The following is a 15392-nucleotide window of genomic DNA, read 5'->3' on the forward strand; positions in this document are numbered from 1 at the left end:
ACCGTCCGGAACCACCCAACAAGCTTTGGCCAGGACTTTTAATCCATTGGTTGTGGGTTCGAGTCCCACAGGGCCTACGGCTGGTAGGCGGGGGATATGCCCTCTGACCTGCTACGCAGCGCCTGAGTCGGCTTCGGTCGGCTCGGGCGCTGCCATGACCCGCGCTACCCTCGCGCCATGACGTCACGACCCCCCTTCCATCCCGACGACGGCCGCCCTCGTGATGTCGGGCCAGCTACGGTCGTTTTCCCTGATGGCAAGGAGGTCTCTGTCATCGCGTCGCTCGTACTGCGTCTGGACCCCTCGACGGTGGAGAACTTCAGCTACGACCGTCACAGCACCTGGGCAGGGAGCATCACCCTCGTGCGCGACGAAGAGGGTGTCGACCTGTTCGATGCGGCGCCTGGAATCCTTCGCATGCCCGACGGGCGCGAGAGCGAGTTCATGGCCACCGGAGGCAGTGCCGGTGAGAGCGGCTGCTCGGGGCTGGGGCCTGCTCCATTAGCACCCCCGATGCTGCCTTGCCAGTCGAAGGTCGAGTTGTACGCCGCGCTGCGGCGCGACTCCCGCGATGGCATGTCGAACCGGCGTTGCATTGCAAGTACGGCGTCACCTGGAGCACGGTCAACAAGGCCCTGACCTCGGCTTGGCCGCAGCCACGCACGACACCGCTTCGGCGCGGCCGTCGAAGCTGGATCCGTTCACGCCGCTGATCGACGAGATCCTGCTCATTGATCTGGATGCGACCAGGAAACAGCGCCACACCGTCACCCCGGATCTACCGCCGTCTGATCGACGAGCACTCCTCGTCACCGATGAGAGGGCGCAAGCGTCCTGCGAGCAACCGCGCGGTCCGGCCAGGGACTGAGATTCCGGTGTCTATACCTTGCTCGCGACCACCATGTAGTTCTCGGCCTCAAGATCGAATGTGCTCAGTTCCGTCTGGAGTCCGACCCGGTGCAGCTCGACTTCGAGTTCCTCGTACCGGTAGGGCCAGCAGGACAGCAGTTCCGAGCGGACAAGAACCAACCCGGTCGCATCAACTTGCGCGATCGCAATCTCGATGTGGTGCTCCTCCTCCCAATGCGGCGCAATCTCCCAGCGGTAGACCACGACGGCATCGCGACCGTTTCGGCGGACGAGTCGGTCCCTGATGTCCAGCCGGGAACCTCTGGCCCTCACGAGTTCCCAAGTGCGGGATGTGAGTACCAAGCGTCCGCCGGGGCGCAGAAGCCGTGACATCGACTCCAGAGCAGCACCCCTGCCTGTCGCGCCCGTGGCATGGTGAAGCGAGTTGCCAACGCAGAACACCATGTCGAACGTGTTGTCCTGGAAATGGTCGGGCAACTCTTCCCAGTTCGCCCGTACGGCCCGGACGGATGCCCCGAACTCCTCAGACAACTCTGCAGTCCGACGAACCATCGCCTCGCTGGCGTCAGTTGCGGCAACCTGCATGCCACGACCGGCGAGGCCAACCGCCAACTGTCCGGTTCCGCACGAACAGTCGAGGACGTGAGCGTTCGACGGCAGGAGATTGAGGACGTCGTCGAACGACGCAGCGAACTCGGCTGGAGGCAACTTTGCATCCGAGATGAGCCATTCGTACACCTCGGCAAGCACGTCATAACCTGTCACAACCGCTACCTCCGTCACGCGGCAGACTCACGGCGGGACGTCAGTCCATCAGCGGAGCAAGTCGGGCACCAATGGTTTTCGCAAGGGGCCACCCGTTCCAGATGGAGCGGACCAGGCCCGGCCACTGGATGGAGGGTAAGACGATGGAAACCTGGCAGGACGAGTACCGTGGTCACCCCGTTCGACTGGTCATCACCTGTCGTGTCGGGGACGAGGAGTGGGTACTTGCCCGGCGGCTCCCCAACGAGCCCTACTAACAGCTGGCCCGGACCGCAATCAAATCCACCGACGGAGCGGGTGGCCTGTGGCTGGCGTAGTTGCCTAGGCAACCGTGGTCAGAACCCACCAGCGCCTTCAGTCACTCTGTGGCAGACGAATCGGTGGTTGCCGGACGTGACCGGGGGACCAGATTCGCTGCCTTCTCGGCGATTTCACGGTCCAGCTCGGGGAGCAGGCTCGTGTACGTGTCCGAGGTCAGGGTGATGGTGGAGTGCCGCAGGGTCTCCTTCACCGCCCTCGAAGTCGAAGCCCGCGCCGGCCGGATCGGAGACTACGGCGTCGCCACCTGGACCGGCTTCGAAGACGCGTTCACTGTCGCTGACCTTCTCGACATCGCCGCACGCTGCGGAGGCCCCGGCCACCATCTGGCCGCCGTCCAGTTCCCCGTCTCGCTGGTCATGCTCAAGCCGGTCGCGCAGGCCCTGGAAGGCACCGGCCCTCTCGCCGAGGCGACCGCAGCCGGCCTGGACACGTTCATCTCCGCGCCCTTGCACAGCGGAGAACTGCCCGCCATGGTCACCGACGAACTCGCCCAACTCATCGACCCAGGCACCACCCCGGCCGAGGCCGCGCTGCGCGTCACCGCGTCCACCCCAGGGGTCAAGCACGTCATCCTGGGGGCCGGGCGTGCGCAACACTGGCAGGCCGCCCAGCACGTTCTCGCTCTGCCGCCGCTCCCGGACAAGACCCTGCACGAGGTGATCGATGTTCTCGGCGCCTGACGACGCCACCGCCCAGCGCATGCGTACCGCCAGGGCTCTCGCGTGCTCCATTGGAGGCCGGCCCGCTGCGCTACACCGACCCGCACCGCCTACGCGGAGGTTCCACCGCGCGTCGAGTACTCCCTCACCCCGCTGGGCCGCGGCCTCCACGAGATCGTGACATCCCTGGGTCGGCTGGGCCGCCGACCACCATGACGAGATCCGTGAGCACCGATCCCGTGCCGCGGCACCAGCAGCCCGGTCCTGACCGCAGGAACACCGGCGCGCAGCCGTTCGGCGAGGGTGCCCTGCGGGGTGAGTTCCACCTCCCGTTCACCGGCGAGGTACCGGCGGGCGAACTCCTTGTTCTCGCCGACGTAGGAGCCGGTCACTTGGGCGATTCGGCCGGCCGCCAGCAGGCGGCCGAACCCCTGGCCGTCCACGCCGCAGTTGTTGGAGACCACGCGCAGTCCGTCGGCGCCCTGGGCGTGCAGGGCGTCGAAAGCACGGTGGGTATGCCGCACAGCCCGAAGCCGCCCACCGCCAGCGACGCCCCTTCCGGTATGTCGGCGACTGCCTCGGCGGCCGAGGCCATGACTTTGGCCACGGTGTTCATGCCTTTTTCCGGTGCCGGACGCGGTGTCCGGCACCGGGGTGGTGCCAGAGTTCATCGCACGGTGGTCAGCTCCTGCGGCGGGCGGAGGCCAGCGGCACGGGAGCGACGCCCTCGACGACGGTGTTGCTGATGGTGCCGATGCCCTCGACCGTCATGGTGACGGTGTTGCCGGGGACGAGCGGCGGGGGTTCCAGCACTCCGCCTCGGCCCCAGAGTTCGGCCAGGCAGCCGCCGTTGCCGCAGGTTCCGGAACCCAGGACGTCGCCGGGGTGGATCCAGGTGCCGCGGGAGGCGTACGCGGCCATCTCCTCGAACGTCCAGGCCATATTGGCCAGTCGATCCTGACCGACCGTCTCGCCGTTGACGGCGACGGTGAGGGCAAGGTCGAGGAAGCCCTCCGCGTTGCGGTGGGGTTCCAAAACGTCAGCGGTGACGAGCCAAGGACCGAGGGTGGTGGAGGTGTCCTTGCCCTTGGCCGGGCCGAGTTTGACTCTCATCTCGCGGCCCTGGAGGTCGCGGGCGGACCAGTCGTTGAGGATCGTGTAGCCGAGGATGTGGTCGCGCGCCTGCTCGGGGGTCAGGTCCCGGCCCGCCTTGCCGATGACGGCGGCGACTTCGAGTTCGAAGTCGAAGCGCCCGCAGCCCGGCGGTACCGGCACGTCGTCGTGGGCGCCGATCACCGCGTAGGGGTTGGTGAAGTAGAACGCGGGTGCGACGTACCACTCCTCGGGGACGGTGTCGCCGTATCCCCGAGCGACGCCCGCGACATGGTTCTCGAAGGTCATGTAGTCGCGAACGGTGGGCGGCTGCAGCGGGGGCAGCAGCCGCGCGTCGGCGAGGGGCACGGGCAGGGAGGCGTGCAGGGCGCGTTCTCCCGCCTCGCGCAGGGCCTCCTCGCCCTCCACGATCAGGTCCAGCAGGTCGACGGGGTGTTCGAAGGGGTGGAGCTGGTCGTCGGCGACGACTCCCGACTGCCGTTTCCCGTCGTGGACGAAGCTCGCGAACTTCACGCCGCGTTCCCCTCCTCCTCGGCCGGCGCGGTGCCGCTGTGTCGGAAGCCGACGAACACGGCGGCGATCACAGCGGCGGTCACACAGGCCGCTGCTGTGAGGATCAGCCCGTTGTTGTAGCCCTGGGCCAGGGCGTCTGTGGTGTAGGGAGCGAGCTTGGCGCTGAGCGGGCCCAGGTCTGCGGTGTGCAGGGCCAATGGGCCACCCTCGTGCAGGATGGCGGAGGCGATGCCGTGCTCCTTGGGGGTAAGGCCTGCGTCGGCGAGGCTGCCGGTGAGCTGACTCGCGGCCATGCCGAGGGCGACGGCGCCGACGACGGCCGGGCCGAGGGTCTGGCCGAGGTCACGGACCAGGCTGGTGGTGGCGGCTGCCATGCCGGTCAAGTTCCGCGGTACGACGTTGACGGCGGCGGCGGTGAGGGCAGCGACGACCAGGCCGAAGCCGACACCGTTGAGCACCAGCGGCCCGAGCAGGGGGATCAGGCCGCTTTCGTGGATCGGCACCGCCCGCAGCCACAGTTGGGCGCCGGCCAGCGAGACGAACCCGGTGACCAGCATGGGGCCCGGGCCGACGCGGTGCAGCAAGCGGACCAGCAACGGCCAGATGAACGGGGTGATGCCCTGGATGACCAGGAAGGGCACCGCGGCCTGGAAGGGACTTTGGTGCTGGATGACGCCAAGGCGGATGCTCAGGTCGTACGCGCCGCCGAGGAAGCCGAACATGCCGATCACCGCCATTGCGGCCGACGCCGCGAAGGCCGGGATGCGGAACAGCTCCAGGCGCAGCATCGGAGACGCGCTACGGCTCTCCACCGTCACGAACGCGACGATGAACACGACGAAGGCGACGAACGACGCGACGACGGGTGCCGAGCCCCAACCGTCCGAGGGGCCTTGGATGATGCCGTACAGCAGGGTGAGCATGGCCACGGCGATGGTGATCTGCCCCGGCCAGTCCAGCGAACGGCCCTCGGGGGCGCTGGACTCGGTGGCCAGCAGCCAGGCCGCCACCGCGGTGATCACAGCGAGCACGCCGGTCACGCCGAACGCCCACTGGAAGGAGGCGTGCTCGACGATGCCGCCGGACATCAGCGGGGCGATCAGGGCACCCAGCGACAGGGCCGTGGTCCAGGAGGCCAGGGCCTTGGCTCGCGCGGCCGGTGTCGGTGTGATGGCGGTGACCATGGACAGGGAGGCGGGGAAGAGCGCGGCGGCTCCGATGCCGGAGATCGCCTGCCCGGTGATCAGCTGCGCTGCCGAGTCGGAGGTGGCGGACACCACGTAGCCGACGGCGGACAGCAGTGCCGCGCCGACCACCAGTTTCTTGCGGCCGTACAGGTCGCCCACGACGCCGAAGGTCAGCGCGAGGACGGCGGCGGGAACCAGGAAGGCGTCACTGATCCAGGTCAGTTCTCCGCCGGACGTCTGGAGCGTGCGCTGCATGACGCCGTTGATCGCGGCGGGCAGGACGAGCCCGATCTGGGCCAGGCAGACGGCCAGACAGCCGGCGATGATCGTGCCGGTGTGGCGCGCCGTAGCGGCCGGTGCTACATCGGACGGCGGGGCGGCAGGTGGGTCGTAGGCAGGGGTGGAGACCATGTCTCCTCCTTGGAGGGTTGGCGGGATGTACGGCCCGAGGGGGATGGTGGGGAGCTGCGCGTACCGGAGGGGCGGTGCGCCGGTCGGCGGAGGGTGGGGCCTCGTCAGGGCGGGCGGGGAGCGTTCTCAGACGCGGGGGCAGAGCTCGGCCATGCAGCCGAACAGGCCGGGGCCGTCGAGCGGGGGCAGTGAGGGGTCGAGCTCCCGGTAGACGGTGTGGACGTTGACGGCGAGGCGTTCGCTCTCGTCCAGGTCGGCGAAGCGGCCCAGGCGGATGTCGCGTGCCGCGTCCATGGCGGGCATGCCGGCGGTGAAGCGGGCGGTGGCCTGCTCGTGGACGTATTCGAGGTAGTCGCGGATCTCGCGGACGGCCTGTTTGGTGGTGACGGGGCCGTGGCCGGGTACGACGATGTCGGCGTCGAGGCCGAGCAGCAGGTCGCAGGCGGCGAGCCAGCGGGCGAAGGGACCGTGCCAGACGACCGGAGCCGCTCCGGCGAAGACGATGTCGCCGGTGTAGACGGTCCGGGCCTGCGGCACGTGGACGATCGTGTCTCCGGCGCTGTGCGCGGGCCCCACGTCGATGAGGCGGACCTCCGTCCCGCCGATGTCGAGGACGGTCTCGCCGTCGAAGATTCGGTTCGGGAGGGCGGGTTCGATGTCGGTGTGGTCGAAGCGACCGAAGATCCGTCGCGCGAAGTGTCCGGCGGGGCTGTCCATACTGGTCAGCGCCAGCATCTCGGCCGGACCGACCTGGCGCATGTCCGCCACGGACCCGCGGGCCGCGATGATCTCGGCGTGGGACACGAGTTGGTTGCCGAACCAGTGGTCGCCGTTGCCGTGGGTGTTGACCACGGTGGAGATCGGTGCCGGGGCGGTCAGGGGCGTCAGCGCGTCGAGCATGGTCTTGGTCAGCCGCAGGTCGTAGAGGGTGTCGACGAGCAGCGACGCGCCCCGGCCGGTGATCAGCCCGGCGTTGCTCATGCCCCATCCGGCATCGCCCGCGATCCAGGCGTAACAGCCGTGTCCGAGCTCGATACGGCCCGTCCGGGATGTCACGGAAGCCACGTTGCCTCCTTGTCAGCGTCCCGCGATCAGTAGCGCGAGACTTGCATCCACTGATGGACTGGAGTCCATCAGTGGAGAGGAATCTAGATAGGTGCCGGGGAGGGGTCAAGAGTCGTGCGGCCCTGTGTTGTACTGGGGGCCATGAAGATCCGGGACGCGGCATCCGCCTCCGAGGGCGGCGCGGCCGTCGGGCGCCAGGAGCGCAGGCGTCGAAAGCTGCACGACCAGCTGTATGAGACGGCGGTTGGTCTCTTCGTCGCCCAGGGATACGAGGCGACCACCATGGAGCAGATCGCCGAGGCCGCCGATGTCGCCCGGGCGACCGTCTTCAACCACTTCGCGCAGAAGGTCGGCTTTCTCGAGGAATGGGGAGTCCGCCGCCGCGCCCGCGTCGCCGAGATTCTCGGCGCGGAGCACGCCGAGGACCTGCCGGTCGGCGACCGGCTGCGCCGCTACCTGAAGGAGATGGGCGACCTCAACGTCGCCTCCCGCGCGGAGACCACCGTCCTGATGGATGCCTCAGCGCGGTACGGGCACCTCCTGCAGGACCCGTCCCTGGAAATCGAACTCGCCAGGATCGTCGAGCAGGGGCGGCAACGCGGGGAGATCAGGGCGGGCGTCGACTGCGACCAGGCCGGCCAACTGCTGGCCGCCTGCTACTTCTCGACGATCCTGCGCTGGATCCGCGAGGAACCGGCCCCGTTCGACCTGCACGAGCGCCTCTCCGGGGCGCTCGACATCATCCTGCTGGGCCTTCTTGCCGACGAGGCACATGCCGGGGAACCCTGACGGTTCCCCTCACCGCCGCCTTGAGGCAGAAGGCCGGTGGGCCCCATCAAACAATCAAGCAAGCCCACCCAACACAAATAATGACGCCCGGTCAGCAGACCGAGCCAGCGCACCGCTCAACTTCGAAGACCCGCTTTTGCGCGTACGTCCATGTCCTGCTCTCGGCCAACATCAGCCAGTACTTCACGCCCCCAACCCCTTACCCGCCGGTCGCCCCATCACGGTGTCGAAGGCAGAGTCATCAATTCCATGGGATGCCTGGGGAGGGTGTGGGATGGGCGGCGGCCGAAGCCACCGCGAGACGGTCAGGCGGTGGGCTGCCTGCCCTGGTTGTCGAGGTGGCAGCGGGCGGTCAGGCGTCAGGGTCGACTTCGGGGTGCGTGAACCGCACGGGCTTGCCCAGCGACCGGGCGTAGGCGATTTCGGCTCGGGTGCTGTCTCCGATGTAGTCGCCGACTACGAGCACCTGATCAGCGAGGCGGATCTTCGCCCGGTGCAGATCGTCGAGTCGAACCTTCAGCGCCTCGGCCTCGACAGGATCGGACCAGAGTTCGTGCGGCGACTTCATGTCACAGCCCGGTTTGACGACAATCTTTCCGGCTTTGGTCTCCCGCAGATCGGCCTCGTTCATCTCGGTCATGAAGCGGGTGGAGCCGCAGATCACGACGATGCGCGGGAGGCTCAGGAGCTTCTTCGCTTCGGCGAGCTTCTCCTCGGGGGTGAGCAGTTGCGGGTATGACACTGGTTCCTCCTGGTGGTGTGGTCGTGAGCGATGCGTGAGCGGACGGAGCCGCACAGGTCATCACGGAGAAGACTGCGCAATGAGCCGCCGCTATCCTGACCAGGCCACCCAGCAAGATCACGCCAGGACTCTCAATCCATTGGTTGTGGGTTCGAGTCCCACAGGGCTTACCGGTGGCGGGGGAGGTAAACGGCCTCTGACCTGCGAGGTTTTGGCGCTCTTGCGTGAGCGCCTCGTCGTCACTTCTGATGCGGCGCCTGTTGGCGGTCGAGATCCAGTTGCAGGTCCATCAGTGACACGATCTTCGCCCCGGAGTAGGCGGAGTGCTTGCCGTCGCGGTCGATGAGGACGCCGTGCAGTCCTGCGGCATGGGCTCCTCCCATGTCCGAATAGACCGAGTCGCCGATGTAGTAGGTGGCCGCGGGTTCAGCCCGTATGGCTCGTGCCGCGAGGTGGAAGATGCGTGGATCCGGCTTGCTGATCCCGGTGCGGTAGGACGTCAGCACGGTCTCGAACAGCGCGCCGAGCCCGGTGCAGTCGAGGATGTCGAAGAGCAGGTCGTCGAAGTTGGAGACGATGCCGATGCGTATGCCTGCCGCTGCAAGACGTTCGATCAGTGGTACAGCATCGGGAAATGCCTGGTAGTTGGCCGGTTCCAGGATCGTGGCGGCGGCCTGTTCGGCTATCTGCTGGAGGGTCGCTTCGGGAGCGTGCAGACCTGCCTCGCCGATGATCCTGCGTGCGAAGACCGTCCACGCGCGCATACGGCCGGCGGAATCGGGCTCGTCATCAGGCCAGCCGAGGGTGCCTCCCACGTGGCCGAGAGCGCGTTCCACGTGATCCGGGGCGCACTGGTGACCGTGGCGCGCCGCGGACGACGCGATGACGGCGTGGATGGGAGGCACCAGGTCGAAGAGGGTCCCCGCAGCGTCGAACAGCACACCGTCAGGCTTCAACGGATCTTCCTTTCACTTTGGGCAGGGCCTGGGCGAACTGCTGCTCTTCCAGGGCCGTCCGTAACCGTCCTGCGCGTGCGAGCGAGTCATGGAGCGATTCATCGGTAGCGCGGAAGTAGGAGGTGAGGCGGGTGAGTCTGCATCCCCTGAGGGTCTTCGCCAGGTAGGTGGAGTCGCCGTAGTGGATACGCATGCCGCCTGTCCGTGCGGCATGCGCGATGAGTTCGTAGTAGGCGATGTTGAAGTAGGCGGCTCCGTACTCGCTGAAGGCTCCGAGCCGCGTCAGGATTCTCCGTGTCCTGTGATCCTCGTAGAACGCGACGAATCCCAAGGGGCCGGCCGGTGCGGTGGCGGAGAGGAGATGTTCCTCGACGTCAGCACGCAGGACCTTGAGCCCGGGGATCTTGGATGCCCGGGCGAAGCGGTCTCGTACCGCGTCTCTGTCGGCCCGTTGGCCGTAACGGCGGTAACGGGCCAGTTGGAGTGCGACGAGGTCGTCGGTGAGGCCCGCGGGGCCGTCGACGCGAACCGTGGCGTGTGTGCCCTCGAAGAGTCTGCGTTCCTTGCGCATGACTTTGCGACGGTGGGAGGGGAAGCCGGAGAAGTAGGCGTCCAGGTCTGGGTACGGCGATGTGTCCAGGACTGCGTCCGCACCCACTGTCACCGCGCTGTAGCCGCGGGCCTGGAGCGTCTCGTGCAGTGTGCGGTCCGCGGCGGTGTCGTCCCGGAGGTGTCCGAACTCGACTACAGGCAACCCGAGGTCTTGGGCCTGCGCCTCCACCGCGCCGACCAGGAGGTTCAAGTCGTCGGCGGTGAGCTTTGCGGAGAGGGACACGCCAGGAAAGACACATCCGGGTGTGACCACGGCGAGCGTATCCGTCGCTTCGGCGGGCAGGCGGGAGCGTACGAAGGCGAGCTCTGCCTCGGCGGACTCCCGCTGCCGTTGCGGCAACTGCCGGATCAGCTCCTCCACGGGTGCTCCACAAAGGATCTCCCAGGTCGCATAGGTGCGGTGGAGGGCGGTGTGGGGCAGGGGGTAGCAGCTGGCAAGTGTGCCGGCCAGGGAGACATAGAACGCCTCCCGGCTGACGCGCCCCTCCTCCGCCTCCAGCCACGCCAGCGACCGATGCAGGCCGCTGTCGCGGTCCCGCGCACTGCTGCTGCTGTGCGCCATGGCTTCTCGTGCCGTTGTCCAGATGCTGGGGCGCATCAGTGCGTCAGAGCTCCCTTTGGGCTGTGGAACCTACGCAGTCGCTGGTCAGAAGCCAGTGCGGCCACCGAAACGACGGTCCATGCCGCAGCGGCCCACAGCAGAGGTGTGGGCCCGGTCAGAGCTGCGATCAGCGGTGCCATCACGTAGCCCAGGGGGAGGAAGGCGAATGACCCGACAGAGGACAACGCGCCGACCTTGGAGAGGTGTTCTCGGGGCACGGCCTGTTGGACGGCTGTGGTGACCAAGACCCCGTAGATCCCCACCGAAGCGCCGGCGAGTACCTGCGCCACCGACAATGACGCGAGCCCGGCGCCTGCCGCGAGAAACATGGGAGGAAGCCCCATGGCGAGCAGGCTCAGCGCGGCCACGAGGATGGGCCGGGGCAGCGACAGCTTTCCGCTCACGAGGCTGCCGACGAGTTCGCCCGCTGCGAAGAGCAGCATGAGCAGTGCCCAGCTGTTCGCCGACATGCGCTGTGACACAAGAGCGGGGCCCAGGACCATGAACGGCGCGGAGACCAGCAGAAGGATGCTGCTGTCGACGGCGGTCATCCGGAGCAGCCAGGGAAGCTTCTGCATGGCCCGCCAGCCGTCCTGCAGGGCAGACACGCCCACACGGTCCGCGTCGGCACCGACGGCCGCGCCGCGAGGAAGCCCCCACAGGAGGGCGGCCGCCAGGAGGAAGGAGACGCCATCGAACGCGAGAGCCCAGGCCGCATCGCCCAGCGCGAAACAGGCGGCGGTGATCGCGGGGCCCAGCAGAGCGGCACCACCGGTCCACGCACCCATCAACGCGTTGGCGGCGCCCAGATGCCGGGGGGAGACGCAGTGCGGGAGGTAGCCGAACGTGGCGGGATGACCGGCGGCGACGGACACTCCGTAGATGCCCTGGCAGACCAGGGCCCACCAGATGCCGGCCCCACTGACCAGAACGGCCACGGTGGTGATCTGGGCAGTTCCGCAAACGATCGACGAGGCGACCATGAGGGGGCGTTTGGCCATCCGATCGGCGGCGATGCCTCCAAAGACGAGGAAGACAACCTTGGGCAGGATCGCGGCAGCCAGTATGGCCCCCAACCAACCTGCGGAATAACCGAGTTCGGTCATCGCCAGAGCCAGTGCGGTGGGCACCACCGCGTCGCCGAGCAGAGAGATGGCACGTGAAGCGAAGAACCGACGGAAGGGCCCTGGGGCGAAGAGCACGCGGAAACCGGCACGCTCGCCCATGGTCATGGCGTATCCGGGGGGATGATGGATGCGGGCACCGGGTCGGGTAGTTCGCGCGATCGTGAGAGCAACCCTTGGCGCACCCGCTGCCTGATGTCGTCGTCACCGGCCAGAGCGACGGTCCACAGGGGCTCAAGACGCGCTCCGCGCCGTAGTTTCGTCTCCGAGGCTGCGATCCCCAGGTGCACTGCCGAGGCACCCAGGAGGTGTGCGAACTTCAGTGGTTCGTAGAACATGAGGCTGAAATACGAACTCCGGGTCTGCTCCAGCGATTCGTCCACGCCGAAGAGCCGCACCCACAGCACGTCCGCGTAATGGAATACGACATGACACCCCACCACACGCTCGCCCAGGCGGGCAAGGATCACGTAGGCCCCGGGTACGTTCGCACATAGGGCGAGGTAGGGAACGAACTCGGAGGGCGGGCGATTGTAGGACGGGTCGTACTTCTTCTCGTGGAGGACCAGAAGACGTGCGATGTCCTGGACAGGCGCGTCCTCGTCCAACGGAATCACCTGGAACGCCAGGCCGTTGCGGGCAACCTGCTTCAGGTCGGCCTTGATCTGACGCCGGCGGCTCTGGCCGACCGATTCGAGGTAGCCGTCGAAACCGCTCTCGGGAACGTCGAGCCATGCCTCCCACGCCACCAGACCCGCCGGGTGTCCCACGGCGGTGAATCGCGCGGCGTCGGCGCTGGACAGATACGGCAGCAGGACCACCCGCCCCCGTGCCGCGTCCTGAAGGCTTTCAACGACGGCGTCGGCCGCGAAGGGAAGCATGCTGGAGAGCAGTTCGTTGCGGTAGCCCGTACGGGGTCCGACGACGACGCATGCTTCGGCCGGGACGTGGCCGGCGAGGAGGAACTCCGGGTGGTAGCGCCGAGCATGTGCGTCGACGCCTTCGGTCACGGGGATCAGCACCGCATCGTGCCCTTGGCGGACCAGCACGTACGTGTAGCCATGCCCGTGTCGATCGAGGAGTCTCAGCCAGCCGGCGCTGGAGTACAGCGTCCGGGCGGGAATCAGATCTCCGGTCGCGGCTTCGTCGAAGGAGGTGAATGACTGGAACGACGGAATCAGCGGACGATCTGCGCGCACAGCTGCTCCAGTCGATCGCGGGACTTCTCAAGCAGCTCCTTGTCGTCGATCTCTTCGGCTGCAACCACGGTCAGCAGCGCGGCGATGTCCAATTCGTAGAAGTCCAGAAGTCGTTCGTGGTGCTTGATCTCGGCCTCACTGAGTCCATATCCGACCTGGAAGGCCCTGGTGAACAGGCCGCAGAAGCGAATACGGGCCAGCTCAAGCCACGGGTCACCGGTGATCGCGTTCGCGACGTCGATCACCCCTGCGATCCGCCCCTCTCGTACGCACAGGTTGGGAGGCCGGAGATCAAGGTGCAGCAGCGAATCCGTCGACTGTGCACTGCTCGGTACATGGGGTACGCCCCGGGACAGCACCGCATCGACCGACAGCTGAGGGCTGTATCTCTCCGCCGAACGCAGGCGGTCCGTGATACGCCCGACAACATAGGTAGGCCACGGGTCTTGTGGGCGCCCGACCGTCGTGCCCGGGTGGATGGAGTGGATGGCCCGCGCGATGCGGCCCAGCTCGTTCTGCTGGTCCTCGGTCAGCTCGTCCGTCGGCTGGTGGTCGATGTATTCGCAGAGCATCCAGGAGATGCCCTGTGGGTGGCCGCGCGGCTGCCAGGCGAGGACGGACGGAGCGGGTACGCCTGCCTCGCCCAGCAGGCCAAGGACGTGCACTTCCTTGGCGAGGACGTCGGCGAAATCGACCGTGCCCTCATAGCCGGTCGGCAGAACCTCGTGGCGGGGGGAGCGTACGACTCCTACGATCCTGCCGTCGTCGTGGCGGGCGAGGTCCGCGAAGTAGTCCACTCCTTCCCGCCATGGACAGACACGAACGTCGCTGTCACCGAGGGCAACCCGGATCTCCCGCTCAAGGGGGATGGTCCGTGCCGTTTCCGTCTCTGGCGTCACCGCACTGCCGCCTGCTCGCTGGAGTAGGTCACGCGATCACGCCAGTATTCTTCGGTGATGGCGTAGATCTCCTGAACCGCTGCCTGTCCGGCCAAGACGTCGTCGTCGGCCAGCCAGCTCTTGGTGACGGTGTTCTGATCCCGGTCCCCGAACGTCTCGACAGGTAAGCCGAGGTCCCCCCGTTCGTTGCCGAAGTGTGCGGCCAGCCAGTTGACGTTGACAGCGGGCATGATGTCCACGAATTCCCTGACCCACTGAACCGTGCCTTTGTAGTCGTCGCCGGGGATACCCATGATGAAGTTCGGGATCACGTAAAGACCCAAGTCTCGAACTATCTCGCTCGCCCTGTACAGATGCTTGGTGCGAAACGGCTTGCGAAGGTACTTGAGGAGGCCGTCGTGGGCGGTTTCGACACCGAACTCGACGTAACGCACGCCCATGTCGCGGCACTCGGCGAGGAAACCGTCCTTGGCAGCCAGGGAAGGCGGGGTCTGGATGATGAACCCCTCGAATCCTTCATGAACACTGGAGAAGATGTCCCGGACCTTGCCCAGGTCCCGCCAGTTGTTCGCCACCGGATCCCCGAAGGACTTGTCATCAAGGAAGGCCAGCCGGAAGTCCAGCGGTGTCAGTGCGGCTATCTCGGCTGCGTACCCTTCGGTATCGGCCGGCACGACCTGGGTGGGAACGGTGCAGAACTTGCAGCGGAACGAACATCCGCTGCTCATGCTGAACCTGGGGATGCACTTGAGCCCGTCGAAGAGCCGGTAGTCGAGCGTGGTCCGGGGGCGGGCCCGAGGGAGCGCGACGGGCAGGTGTGTGACGTCGCGAAGGAAGCTCACGTGGGGAAACTCGGCGAACACGTCTGGGTCGACGTAGCCGCCGACAACCATCCTCGCTCCAGCCGAGGCAAGATGGAGCAGCTGCTCCACGTTGGCATCCAGTGCCGAGAAGAAGAACAGGTCTCCCTTGTCGGCCTCGGCGAACCGTTGGTGAGCCACGTCGAGATCATCGACGATCATCAGCTCTTTACGAAAGTGCTCGTCCGGAAGCATGGAGGCGACGATGGGTATCCAATACGGGATCTCCATGAAGTGGGGCGGCATGTAATAGCCGCGCATGCGGGCATACGACCTTCGATAGTAATCCCGCATGGTGCTGTCCTCTGTCAGCAAGAGATCGCTGAACTGCACCAGGACTGCTCTGGTCGGCCCACTCCCGTGAGGCGCGTTAAATCCCGCTAAAATATCGGCTGATGGAAAGTGGACAGACAAGGCTCCCCCTTCGTCGGCCGCGCGTCGAGACGCGGGTTCGCAACGATAGCTGTGGGGCACACGCTGAGCAATGGTGTGGCCGGAATCCAGGGCCTGTGTGAGATGTGCTGGTCGGCCCGGGAATGGTCGGAATCCGGGCCGAGAAGGCGACGGGGTCGTCAGCGAGTATTAGCCCGCGCGGGAGATAGCTGCGCTGCGTCAATCGCCGAATCCGAACAACCTGGTCAGGCTGTATGAATGCGTGGGCGGACGTTCCCCGGACGCCGTCACCGCATGGATTACGCAGCACATC

General features: G+C 66.8%; 15 protein-coding genes and 3 pseudogenes. 5 read left to right on the forward strand and 13 right to left on the reverse strand.

The window, feature by feature from the left end; translation table 11 throughout:
* The first annotated feature begins 177 nt into the window (after positions 1-177).
* Positions 178-639: a hypothetical protein gene (locus IM697_RS02435; protein ID WP_194044239.1), complete on the forward strand. Its 462-nt coding sequence runs from the start codon at positions 178-180 to the stop codon at positions 637-639.
* Between the two features lie 7 nt (positions 640-646).
* Complete coding sequence (locus IM697_RS02440; RefSeq protein ID WP_194044240.1) at positions 647-868, forward strand: hypothetical protein; 222 nt, start codon at positions 647-649, stop codon at positions 866-868.
* Between the two features lie 11 nt (positions 869-879).
* On the opposite strand, the gene IM697_RS02445 is transcribed toward IM697_RS02440, so the two are convergent.
* On the reverse strand, positions 880-1635 hold the full coding sequence (locus IM697_RS02445) for a class I SAM-dependent methyltransferase (RefSeq protein ID WP_194049551.1): 756 nt from the start codon (positions 1633-1635) through the stop codon (positions 880-882).
* Between the two features lie 358 nt (positions 1636-1993).
* Positions 1994-2146: pseudogene (locus tag IM697_RS44445) on the reverse strand (site-specific integrase); the annotation flags it as partial.
* Here IM697_RS44445 and IM697_RS02450 point away from each other — a divergent pair.
* Positions 2100-2636, forward strand: a complete 537-nt coding sequence (locus tag IM697_RS02450) for an aldo-keto reductase family protein (protein WP_194044241.1) — start codon at positions 2100-2102, stop codon at positions 2634-2636. The pseudogene IM697_RS44445 and the gene IM697_RS02450 sit on opposite strands and share 47 nt — an antisense overlap.
* Positions 2637-2714: 78 nt before the next feature.
* Positions 2715-2883 (forward strand): annotated as a pseudogene (locus IM697_RS02455) (winged helix-turn-helix transcriptional regulator); the annotation flags it as partial.
* Here IM697_RS02455 and IM697_RS02460 read toward each other — a convergent pair.
* The 4 genes and pseudogenes from IM697_RS02460 to IM697_RS02475 all read right to left on the reverse strand — a co-directional run.
* A pseudogene (locus IM697_RS02460) lies at positions 2876-3222 on the reverse strand (CoA transferase subunit A); the annotation flags it as partial. The pseudogenes IM697_RS02455 and IM697_RS02460 overlap by 8 nt on opposite strands.
* Before the next feature lie 74 nt (positions 3223-3296).
* A complete protein-coding gene (locus tag IM697_RS02465; protein WP_194044242.1) occupies positions 3297-4241 on the reverse strand; it encodes a fumarylacetoacetate hydrolase family protein in 945 nt (314 codons plus the stop codon).
* Positions 4238-5839 carry an MFS transporter gene (locus tag IM697_RS02470; protein WP_194044243.1) on the reverse strand — a complete coding sequence of 534 codons (1602 nt, stop codon included), beginning with the start codon at positions 5837-5839 and terminating at the stop codon, positions 4238-4240. The genes IM697_RS02465 and IM697_RS02470 overlap by 4 nt, the downstream gene beginning before the upstream one ends.
* A gap of 126 nt (positions 5840-5965) precedes the next feature.
* A complete protein-coding gene (locus IM697_RS02475) occupies positions 5966-6904 on the reverse strand; it encodes an MBL fold metallo-hydrolase (protein ID WP_194044245.1) in 939 nt (312 codons plus the stop codon).
* A gap of 141 nt (positions 6905-7045) precedes the next feature.
* Between IM697_RS02475 and IM697_RS02480 the strand changes: the two genes are divergently transcribed.
* Complete coding sequence (locus IM697_RS02480; protein ID WP_194044253.1) at positions 7046-7693, forward strand: TetR/AcrR family transcriptional regulator; 648 nt, start codon at positions 7046-7048, stop codon at positions 7691-7693.
* 352 nt (positions 7694-8045) lie between these two features.
* Here IM697_RS02480 and IM697_RS02485 read toward each other — a convergent pair whose 3' ends face one another.
* The 7 genes from IM697_RS02485 to IM697_RS02515 form a co-directional block, all read right to left on the reverse strand.
* Positions 8046-8435: a hypothetical protein gene (locus IM697_RS02485; RefSeq protein WP_194044255.1), complete on the reverse strand. Its 390-nt coding sequence runs from the start codon at positions 8433-8435 to the stop codon at positions 8046-8048.
* 239 nt (positions 8436-8674) lie between these two features.
* A complete protein-coding gene (locus tag IM697_RS02490) occupies positions 8675-9376 on the reverse strand; it encodes an HAD family hydrolase (protein WP_228044876.1) in 702 nt (233 codons plus the stop codon).
* 4 nt (positions 9377-9380) lie between these two features.
* Complete coding sequence (locus tag IM697_RS02495; RefSeq protein ID WP_194044260.1) at positions 9381-10565, reverse strand: GNAT family N-acetyltransferase; 1185 nt, start codon at positions 10563-10565, stop codon at positions 9381-9383.
* Between the two features lie 35 nt (positions 10566-10600).
* Positions 10601-11830 carry an MFS transporter gene (locus tag IM697_RS02500; RefSeq protein ID WP_194044262.1) on the reverse strand — a complete coding sequence of 410 codons (1230 nt, stop codon included), beginning with the start codon at positions 11828-11830 and terminating at the stop codon, positions 10601-10603.
* 2 nt (positions 11831-11832) lie between these two features.
* A complete protein-coding gene (locus IM697_RS02505) occupies positions 11833-12927 on the reverse strand; it encodes a GNAT family N-acetyltransferase (protein ID WP_194044264.1) in 1095 nt (364 codons plus the stop codon).
* The gene (locus tag IM697_RS02510; RefSeq protein WP_194044266.1) at positions 12906-13724 is read right to left on the reverse strand and encodes a phosphotransferase family protein; all 819 of its coding nucleotides are present in this window, start codon (positions 13722-13724) and stop codon (positions 12906-12908) included. Before IM697_RS02510 ends, IM697_RS02505 begins: the two co-directional genes overlap by 22 nt.
* A 98-nt stretch (positions 13725-13822) precedes the next feature.
* A complete protein-coding gene (locus IM697_RS02515; protein ID WP_194044268.1) occupies positions 13823-15019 on the reverse strand; it encodes a radical SAM protein in 1197 nt (398 codons plus the stop codon).
* Positions 15020-15392 lie beyond the last annotated feature (373 nt).

The sequence above is a fragment of the Streptomyces ferrugineus genome (genome assembly GCF_015160855.1).
Taxonomy (GTDB): domain Bacteria; phylum Actinomycetota; class Actinomycetes; order Streptomycetales; family Streptomycetaceae; genus Streptomyces; species Streptomyces ferrugineus.